Here is an 8,002-nt window from a genome sequence, read left to right as displayed (position 1 = left end):
ACATGGGGAAAGGCCGGGAACGGGGGAATGGGGAACAGGGAATGGAAGATGGTCGGACGACGGGGAGGGGGACGAAGGACGGGAAATCCGCATTCCCGGTTCCCTGTTCCCGGCCTCAGACAGCATTGAAGCTGGCCGCCAGGGTGCCGACCACCAGCACCCAGCCATCCACCAGCACGAACAGCAACAGCTTGAACGGGGCCGAGATCAGCATCGGCGAGAGCATCATCATGCCCATCGACATCAGCACGCTGGCCACCACCAGGTCGATGATCACGAACGGGATGAAGATCAGGAAGCCGATCTCGAAGGCGGTCTTCAGCTCGCTGGTGACGAAGGAGGCGACCAGCACCGGGAACGGGATCGCGTCCGGGCCGGCGTAGGGGCCGTGGCCGGCCAGCCCGGCGAAAGTCAGCAGGTCGGTCTCGCGCACCTGCGCCAGCATGAACGCGCGCAACGGCTGGGTGGTCAGCGTCCACGCGGTCTGGAAGTCGATCTCGCCGTTGAGGTAGGGCGACATGCCGGTGGACCAGGCCTTGTCCCACACCGGCAGCATGACCATCGCGGTCAGGAACAGCGCCAGCCCCAGCAGCACCTGGTTGGACGGCGTCTGCCCGGTGCCCAGCGCCTGCCGCAGCAGGCCCAGCACGATGATGATGCGGGTGAAGGCGGTCAGCATCAGCAGCATCGACGGCAGCAGGGTGATCGCCGTCATCAGCAGCAGCGTCTGCAGCGGCAGGCTGACCGGCTGGCCGCCGATGCGGCCGACGTTCACGTCCGGCAGCGCCGGCAGCTGCGGCGCGCCGGGGGCGGCCAGCGCCAGCGCCGGCAGGGCGAGCAGGGCCAGCAGCACGAGCAGTTGCAGGCAGGTGGAGCGGTTCAGGCGATGGCCCGGCATGGTCAGGGATCCTTGCGCAGCTTCTGCGACAGCAGGTGCGCGAAATTCGGCAGTTGCTTGAGGTTGGGCGCGGGCGTGGCCGGCAGCGGCTCGGGCAGCACGTGCAGGGTGCTGATGCCGCCGGCGCCCACCCCCAGCAGCAGCTGCTGGCCGTTGACCTCGACCACCACCACCCGCTCGCGCGCGCCCAGGCTGAGGCTGGCGACCAGCTTCATCCCCTCCGGCGGGCGGAAGCCGCTGCCCGGCAGGCGCTTGAGCAGCCAGCCCAGGCCGACGATCAGCGCCAGCACCAGCAGCAGCGCCAGCACCGCGCCGAACAGGCCCGGCGTGGCCGGCGCATGCTGGCCCACCGGCATCGCGGCCTTGGCCAGCGGCGCGGCGGTGGTGGCGAGCGTGGCGATCAACGCAGTCTCCGGATGCGCTCGCTGGGGCTGACCACGTCGGTCAGGCGCACGCCGAAGCGGTCGTTGATGACCACCACCTCGCCGTGGGCGATCAAGGTGCCGTTGACGAACACGTCCAGCGATTCGCCGGCGCCGCGTTCCAGCTCCACCACCGAGCCCTGGTTGAGCTGCAGCAGGTTGCGGATCGGCACGCGCGCGCGGCCCACTTCCAGCGACAGCGTCACCGGCACGTCGAGGATCACGTCCAGGTCCAGGTCGGAATGCTGCTCGCCGTCGGCCTGCAGGTTGGCGAACTGCGCCGGGGCGGCGGCCGGCACGTCGTTGGGGTCGTTCTCAGTCATTGGCGTCTTCCTGGATCAGGGGGGAGCGCTGGCGCGTGCCCGGCGGCTGGGTGGCGAGGATCTTGATGGCGTTGCGGTCGTTGGCCACGCCGAATTCGCCGGTGAACACGGGGATGCCCTCCACGCACAGGGGTACTTCCTTCATCAGGTCGATGGGCAGGATGTCGCCGACCTTCAGCTTGGTCAGGTCGCGCAGGCTCAGGCGGCGCCGCGCGATCACGCTGGACAGCTCCAGCTCGGCATTGTCCAGCTGCTCGCGCAGGGTGATGCCCCAGCTCTCGTCGCGGTCGTTGCGGTCGCTCTGGATGCCGGCGTCGAGCACGTCGCGGATCGGCTCCAGCATCGAATAGGGCAGGGTGATGTGGATGTCGCCGCCGCCGCCTTCCAGCTCGACGTGGAAGCGGCTGACCACCACGTACTCGCGCGGGGTGACGATGTTGGCGAAGTGCGGGTTGATCTCGGAGTTGATGTAGTCGAAATCGACGTTCATCACCGGGCTCCAGGCCTCGCGCAGGTCGGCGAAGGTCTGCTTGAGCATCAGCTGGATCACCCGCATCTCGGTGGCGGTGAACTCGCGGCCCTCGATGCGGGTGGGGTAGCGGCCGTCGCCGCCGAAGAAGTTGTCCACCACCGCGAACACCAGGGTCGGCTCGAACACGATCAGCCCGGTGCCGCGCAGCGGCTTGAAGCGGATCAGGTTGAGGTTGGTGGGCACGTACAGCGAGTGCATGTAGTCGCTGAACTTGATCAGCTCGATACCGCGCACCGACAGCTCCGACGAGCGCCGGATCAGGTTGAACAGGCCGATGCGCCACAGCCGCGCGAAGCGCTCGTTGACCATCTCCAGGGTCGGCATGCGCCCGCGGATGATGCGGTCCTGGCTGGCGAAGTCGTAGGCGCGCGCCTCGCCGGGTGGCGGCGCCGGCTCGGCGGTATCCACCGAGCCCGAATCGACGCCATGCAGCAGGGCATCGATTTCGTCCTGGGACAGCAGGTCGTTGATCATCGCCAGTGCCTTACTGGGTGACGAAACTGGTGAAGAGCAAGTCGTCGGCGGTCTTGCTGCCGGTCTCGGTGGTCATCAGCTTCTGCACCTCGGCCAGCGCCGACTGTTGCAGCTTTTCCTTGCCGGCGCGGTCGGCGATCTGCGCCGGCTCGACCTGCGAGAACAGCATCAGCAACCGCGCGCGGATGGCCGGGGCGTGGGTCTGCAGCGCGGTCAGCGCCTGCGGGTCGCGGGTCACCAGCTGCACCTCGACCTGCAGGTAGCGCGGGCCGTCGAGCGGACCGTTGAGGTTGACCACGAACGCCGGGTCGAGCGCGAAGTACTGCGCCGGGGCCGGCATCGCGGCCTTGGCCGTCGCCGCCTTGGCGGCGGTCCCGTCGCCGGCCTGGTGCTGGGTGAAGTACCACATGCCGCCGCCTGCGGCCGCGGCGGCGATCAACGCGATCAGGGCGACCATCAGCATCGACCGCTTGGGCTGCGGGGTGGTGCTGTCCTTTTCCTTTTCCTTGGGGGTGTCGGTCTTGCGGTTCTTGTCGGCGGCGGCGGCCACGGTGTGCTCCCTGAAGTGCTTCCCGAAAGGATGCAATACACGTGCCGGAGGTGCCAGCGTTCAGTTGTGCCGGGAATTTGACGGGAGTGGGGAAGCAACCGTGCCGGTGCGCCCTTGTAGATGCGGGGCTGGCCCCGCATGGTGGCTTTGCCGAGGGTGCTCCGCGTGGGGCAAGCCCCACGCCTGCGGGGGCTTGCCTCGGGCACCGATGCGCTCAGGCATAGGCGTCGAGCAGGCCCCGCAGGCGGATGCCGTGCGCGGTGATGGCCGGCAGCTCCGTGCCCGGGGCACCCGTTTCGGCATCGCCGCCACCGGCCCCGGCCTGTCCGTCGCCGCCGTTCGCGCGCGGGTCCGAATGCTGGCCGACGTCGGCATGGGCCAACTGCATGCCCTGCTCGCCAAGCATTTCGCGCAGCTTCGGCAGGCTGTTCTCCAGCGCGTGGCGCACGTCGGCGTGGGCGCTGGTGAAGCTGGCGTGGACGCGGTCGCCTTCCAGTTGCAGGCGCACTTCCACCGGCCCGAGGTCGTTCGGGGTCACGCGGATGTGGGCATGGCCGATCTTCTGCTCGGCCAGCCAGCCGATGCGGGCACCGATGGCCTCGTCGAAATCCGGGGTGTGGACGGCAACGGGCTTGGCCAGTTCGCCGCTGAACGGGGTGGCTTCGACCCGCACCGGTGCCGGTGTCGCGCCCTGCAGCAGGTGGCCGAAGCTCGGCAAGGGCGCGGGGGCGGCATCGCTGTCGGCATTGGCCGCGGCGGTATCGCCGGCCAGCGATGCCAAGGCCTCGGCCACCGGGGCTGGAGCCGCCTCCTCGGCGGCGGGCGCGGCCGGCAGCGTGGCGGTGGCGGCCATTGCGCCGGGCAATGGCGGCGGTGCGGCGGCTGCCGGCGTGGCGGTTTCCGCCGCCGGCGGGGGCGCTGGGTTCGTGGCCGTGGGCACGGCCGGGATGACGGCGAGCTGGGTATCCGCGCCGGGGGCGGGCGCCGGGTCGGCCGGTGCGAGCATCGGCAGGCCCGGCGGCGGCCAGGGCGCTTCGCCCGGGGTGTCGTCGTTGGCAGCGGCGTCGGCGTCGCCGCGCGTGGCGGTGTCGGTGGGCTTGCCGGTGGTTTCTTCGGTGGCAGCGGTGTCGTCGGCCGCGTCGGAGGCACGGCCGGGGGCCGGCCGCGGCTTGCCCGCGGTTTCCTTGCCGCCGCCGGCCTTGGCCGGGCTGCCGGCGCCGTCGAGCAGGTGCTTGAAGGCATCGCCGCCGGCCTTGTCGCCGCCGTTGCCGGTTGCCTGCGCGGTGGATGCGGTGGATGCCGGTGCCGGGGCGACCGGGAAGGACAGGCCGTTCATGACGATTTGCCCTCGTCGGCGGCGGCCTGCTGCGCCAGGCGCACGCGGCGCGCGCCGAGGTCGTCCATCTCGCGCTGGTCGCGGCGGTCTTCGACCTTCTGTTCCTGCGCGCGGTAGCTGGCGGCGAGCTGTTCCAGCACCTGCTTGTCGCGGCTGGCCAGCAGCAGCCGCGCGCGCTCGGCATCGACCCGCTCACGGTTGTGGTCCACGGTCTGGCTCTGCTGCTGCACGGCGCTGTCGAGGCGGTCGAGGAAGGCGCGGCGGTTCATCAGCTGCGCCGGGCTGGTCGCGGCCATCTGCGCGCTGGCCATCTGCTGGTTGGCGTATTCCTCGGCGTAGCGGCGCAGCTCCTCCAGCCGCGATTGGTGCATGTCCAGCGATTGCTGGCGCTCGGCCAGGACACGGGCGACTTCGTCCTCGTGGTCCTGCGCGCGGCGCAGCAACGGGTCCAGGCGACGGGATTGCTTCATGGGACGTTCTCGCTTTCGACCAGTTGTTTCAGTGCGGCAAGGCTGTGGGGCAGATCGGCGGCCAGGCTGACGTCCTGGCCGAGGAAGTCGAGGATTTCCGGCCAGCGCTCCAGCGCTTCGTCGGTGGCCGGGTCGTTGCCGCGCTGGTAGGCGCCGATGGCGATCAGGTCGCGGTTGGAAGAATACGCCGCCACCAGCCGCTTGAGCTTGCGGATGCGGGCGCGCCAGGCGTCGTCGGCGATGTCCTGGACCACGCGGCTGACCGAGGATTCGACATCGATGGCCGGGTACAGGCCGGAGTCGGCGACGCGGCGCGAGAGCAGGATGTGGCCGTCGAGGATGGCGCGGGCGGCGTCGGCGATCGGGTCCTGCGGGTCGTCGCCCTCGGTGAGCACGGTGTAGAAGGCGGTGATCGAGCCGCGGCCCTTGGCGCCGTTGCCGGCGCGTTCGACCAGCGCCGGCAGCTTGGCGAACACGCTGGGCGGGTAGCCGCGGGTGGTCGGCGGTTCGCCCACCGACAGGCCGATCTCGCGCTGGGCCTGGGCGAAGCGGGTCAGCGAATCCATCAGCAGCAGTACGTTCAGGCCCTGGTCGCGGAACCACTCGGCGATGGCGGTGGCGCGGTAGGCGCCGTGCAGGCGCGCCAGCGGCGGCCGGTCGGCCGGGGCGGCGACGACCACGGCGCGGCGCAGGCCTTCCTCGCCCAATGTGGTTTCGACGAAATCGCGCACTTCGCGGCCGCGCTCGCCGATCAGGCCGACGACGATCACGTCGGCCGAGGTGAAGCGGGTCATCATGCCCAGCAGCGTCGATTTGCCGACGCCGGAGCCGGCGAACAGGCCCACGCGCTGGCCACGGCCGATCGGCAGCAGCGCGTTGATCGCGCGCACGCCCACGTCCAGCGGCTGGATGATGGGTTCGCGCGCCAGCGGGTTGATCGAGGCGCCGGCCATGCTGGCGCTGCCTTCGGCGCGGATCGGGCCCTTGCCATCCAGCGGCACGCCGTCGCTGTCGATGACGCGGCCGAGCAGGCCTTCGCCGACCTCGACGCCGCCGCGGCGGTAGGAGGGCACCACCCGTGCGTTGGGCAGCAGGCCGTACAGCTCGGCGCTGGGCATCAGGTAGGTGCGGTCGCTGGCGAAGCCGACCACCTCGGCATCGACCCAGCCATCGGCCACCTCGACCTTGCAGGTGGCGCCCATCGGCGCTTCGCAGCCCACCGCTTCCAGGGTCAGGCCGACCGCGCGGCGCAGCACGCCTTCGCGGATCAGGCCGCGGCCGTGGCCGGCGTCCAGCGCGATGGCGTCCAGCCGCGCGGCCAGCCGCAGGTTGCGCGCGGCGGCCCAGTCCGAGGGCAGGGGCGCGGCACTGTTCATGAGGTGGCCCCGGCCTTGCGCATCACCGTCGACAATGCCGCGCGCAGGCGCGCGTCGAGGGTGCCGTCGATGCGCACGCTTTCGGCGTGCACGCGCAGGTCGCCGCGGCTCAGGCCCGGGTCCGGGCTCAGCCGCTGGCCGGGCGCGAGCGACAGCAGCGGCGCCAGCGCGGCGATGTCGTCCGGGTGCAGGCGCACTTCGACGTCGCGGCTGCTGCCGCCGACGGCATCGAGCGCTTCGCCGACCAGGTCGCGCAGCAGCGCCGGTTCGGCCTCGTAGGCGCGGCCGACCAGGTGGCCGGCGATGCGTACCGCCAGTTCGCCCAGCGCGGCCACCACTTCGTCCTCCAGCCGCACCAGCGGGCGGCCGAAGTTGTCGAGGATGCCCTCGATCTGCGCGGTGAGCCGGCGTACTTCGGCCTGCCCCTGGGCATGGCCTTCGGCGCGACCCTGTTCGAGGCCCTCCTGCCGGGCGGCGTCCTGGATGGCCTGGATTTCCTGCAGCGTCGGCAGTTGCAGCGGGGGCGGCGGCGGTTCGACGGGCGCGGGCGGGCGCACCTCGTCCGGCTCCGCCACGCCCGGCTCGGGGGCGGTGAGGTCCGGTGCGACCCAGCGCACGACGCCGCTCACAGCATCGCCTCCGTGCTGCCGCCGATGCTGACCGTGCCTTCATCGGCCATGCGCTTGACGATGGCGAGGATCTCGCGCTGCGCCGCCTCCACGTCGGACAGGCGCACCGGACCGCGCGCTTCCATGTCTTCGAGCAGGATCTCGGCCGCGCGCTGGGACATGTTGCGGGTGATCTTGTCGCGCACCTTGATGTCGGCGCCACGCAGGGCCAGGCCGAGGCGCTCGCCGCTGACCTCGCGCAGCACCAGCTGCATCTCGCGGTCGTCCAGGTCCACCAGGTCGTCGAACACGAACATCAGGTCCTGGATGCGGCCGCCCAGCGGCGCGTCGATCTGGGCGATGGCGCCGAGGATGGCCTGGTCCTGGCCGCTGTCCATGAAGTTGAGGATGCTGGCCGCGCATTGCACGCCGCCGATGCTGGACGACTTCAGGTTCTGGTTGCCGGCGAACTGGCGCTCCATGATCTCGTTCAGTTCGTTCAGCGCGTTGGGCGGGATGCCGTCGAGCGTGGCGATGCGCAGCAGCACGTCCACGCGGGTGCGCTCGGGCAGCAGCTTCAGCGATTCGGCGGCCTGGTCCGGCTCCAGGTGCGACATGACGATGGCGATGATCTGCGGGTGCTCGTTGCGCACCAGGTCGGCGACCGAGCGCGGGTCCATCCACTTCAGCGTGTCCAGCCCGGTGGTGTTGCGGCCGAGCAGGATGCGGTCGATCAGGCTGTTGGCCTTCTCGCTGCCCAGCGCCTGCACCAGCATGTTGCGGATGTAGTCGTCCGAACCGACGCTCAGCGAGGTCTTGCTGCCCAGCTCGGCGCCGAAGTCGTCCATCACCTGCTGTACCTGCTCGCGGCTGACGTCGCTGAGGGTGGCCATGGCGATGCCGATCTTCTGCACCTCCTTGGGCTCCATGTGGCGCAGCACCTCGGCGGCGTCGGCCTCGCCCAGCGACAGCAGCAGCACCGCGGCGCGTTGCACGCCCGTCATCGGATTGAC

At 70.8% G+C, this 8,002-nt stretch carries 10 protein-coding genes; all 10 read right to left on the bottom strand.

The window, feature by feature from the left end:
• Positions 1-115: 115 nt before the first annotated feature.
• The 10 genes from fliP to fliG all read right to left on the bottom strand — a co-directional run bounded on the left by fliP (position 116) and on the right by fliG (position 7,993).
• On the bottom strand, positions 116-898 hold the full coding sequence (gene fliP, locus ABB34_RS02910) for a flagellar type III secretion system pore protein FliP (protein ID WP_057639740.1): 783 nt from the start codon (positions 896-898) through the stop codon (positions 116-118).
• 2 nt (positions 899-900) lie between these two features.
• Complete coding sequence (gene fliO, locus ABB34_RS02905; RefSeq protein WP_083490032.1) at positions 901-1,254, bottom strand: flagellar biosynthetic protein FliO; 354 nt, start codon at positions 1,252-1,254, stop codon at positions 901-903.
• A gap of 44 nt (positions 1,255-1,298) precedes the next feature.
• On the bottom strand, positions 1,299-1,643 hold the full coding sequence (gene fliN / locus ABB34_RS02900; RefSeq protein ID WP_057639738.1) for a flagellar motor switch protein FliN: 345 nt from the start codon (positions 1,641-1,643) through the stop codon (positions 1,299-1,301).
• Positions 1,636-2,649, bottom strand: coding sequence for a flagellar motor switch protein FliM (gene fliM / locus ABB34_RS02895; protein WP_152979481.1), 1,014 nt, complete (start codon positions 2,647-2,649; stop codon positions 1,636-1,638). The genes fliN and fliM overlap by 8 nt, the downstream gene beginning before the upstream one ends.
• A gap of 10 nt (positions 2,650-2,659) precedes the next feature.
• Positions 2,660-3,199 carry a flagellar basal body-associated FliL family protein gene (locus ABB34_RS02890; protein WP_057639737.1) on the bottom strand — a complete coding sequence of 180 codons (540 nt, stop codon included), beginning with the start codon at positions 3,197-3,199 and terminating at the stop codon, positions 2,660-2,662.
• 214 nt (positions 3,200-3,413) lie between these two features.
• Positions 3,414-4,535: a flagellar hook-length control protein FliK gene (locus tag ABB34_RS15510; RefSeq protein ID WP_057639736.1), complete on the bottom strand. Its 1,122-nt coding sequence runs from the start codon at positions 4,533-4,535 to the stop codon at positions 3,414-3,416.
• Positions 4,532-5,005 (bottom strand): flagellar export protein FliJ, encoded by a 474-nt coding sequence (gene fliJ, locus ABB34_RS02880; RefSeq protein WP_057639735.1) that lies wholly within the window; start codon positions 5,003-5,005, stop codon positions 4,532-4,534. Before fliJ ends, ABB34_RS15510 begins: the two co-directional genes overlap by 4 nt.
• The gene (locus ABB34_RS02875; RefSeq protein WP_057639734.1) at positions 5,002-6,381 is read right to left on the bottom strand and encodes a FliI/YscN family ATPase; all 1,380 of its coding nucleotides are present in this window, start codon (positions 6,379-6,381) and stop codon (positions 5,002-5,004) included. The genes fliJ and ABB34_RS02875 overlap by 4 nt, the downstream gene beginning before the upstream one ends.
• Positions 6,378-7,010: a FliH/SctL family protein gene (locus tag ABB34_RS02870; protein WP_057639733.1), complete on the bottom strand. Its 633-nt coding sequence runs from the start codon at positions 7,008-7,010 to the stop codon at positions 6,378-6,380. The genes ABB34_RS02875 and ABB34_RS02870 overlap by 4 nt, the downstream gene beginning before the upstream one ends.
• Entirely contained in the window at positions 7,007-7,993 is a 987-nt protein-coding gene (gene fliG / locus ABB34_RS02865) for a flagellar motor switch protein FliG (RefSeq protein WP_057639732.1), read from the bottom strand. The genes ABB34_RS02870 and fliG overlap by 4 nt, the downstream gene beginning before the upstream one ends.
• Positions 7,994-8,002 lie beyond the last annotated feature (9 nt).

Origin of the sequence: Stenotrophomonas daejeonensis, from assembly GCF_001431505.1 — a bacterium.
GTDB lineage: Bacteria > Pseudomonadota > Gammaproteobacteria > Xanthomonadales > Xanthomonadaceae > Stenotrophomonas > Stenotrophomonas daejeonensis.
This window is presented reverse-complemented; position numbering and strand designations above follow the sequence as displayed.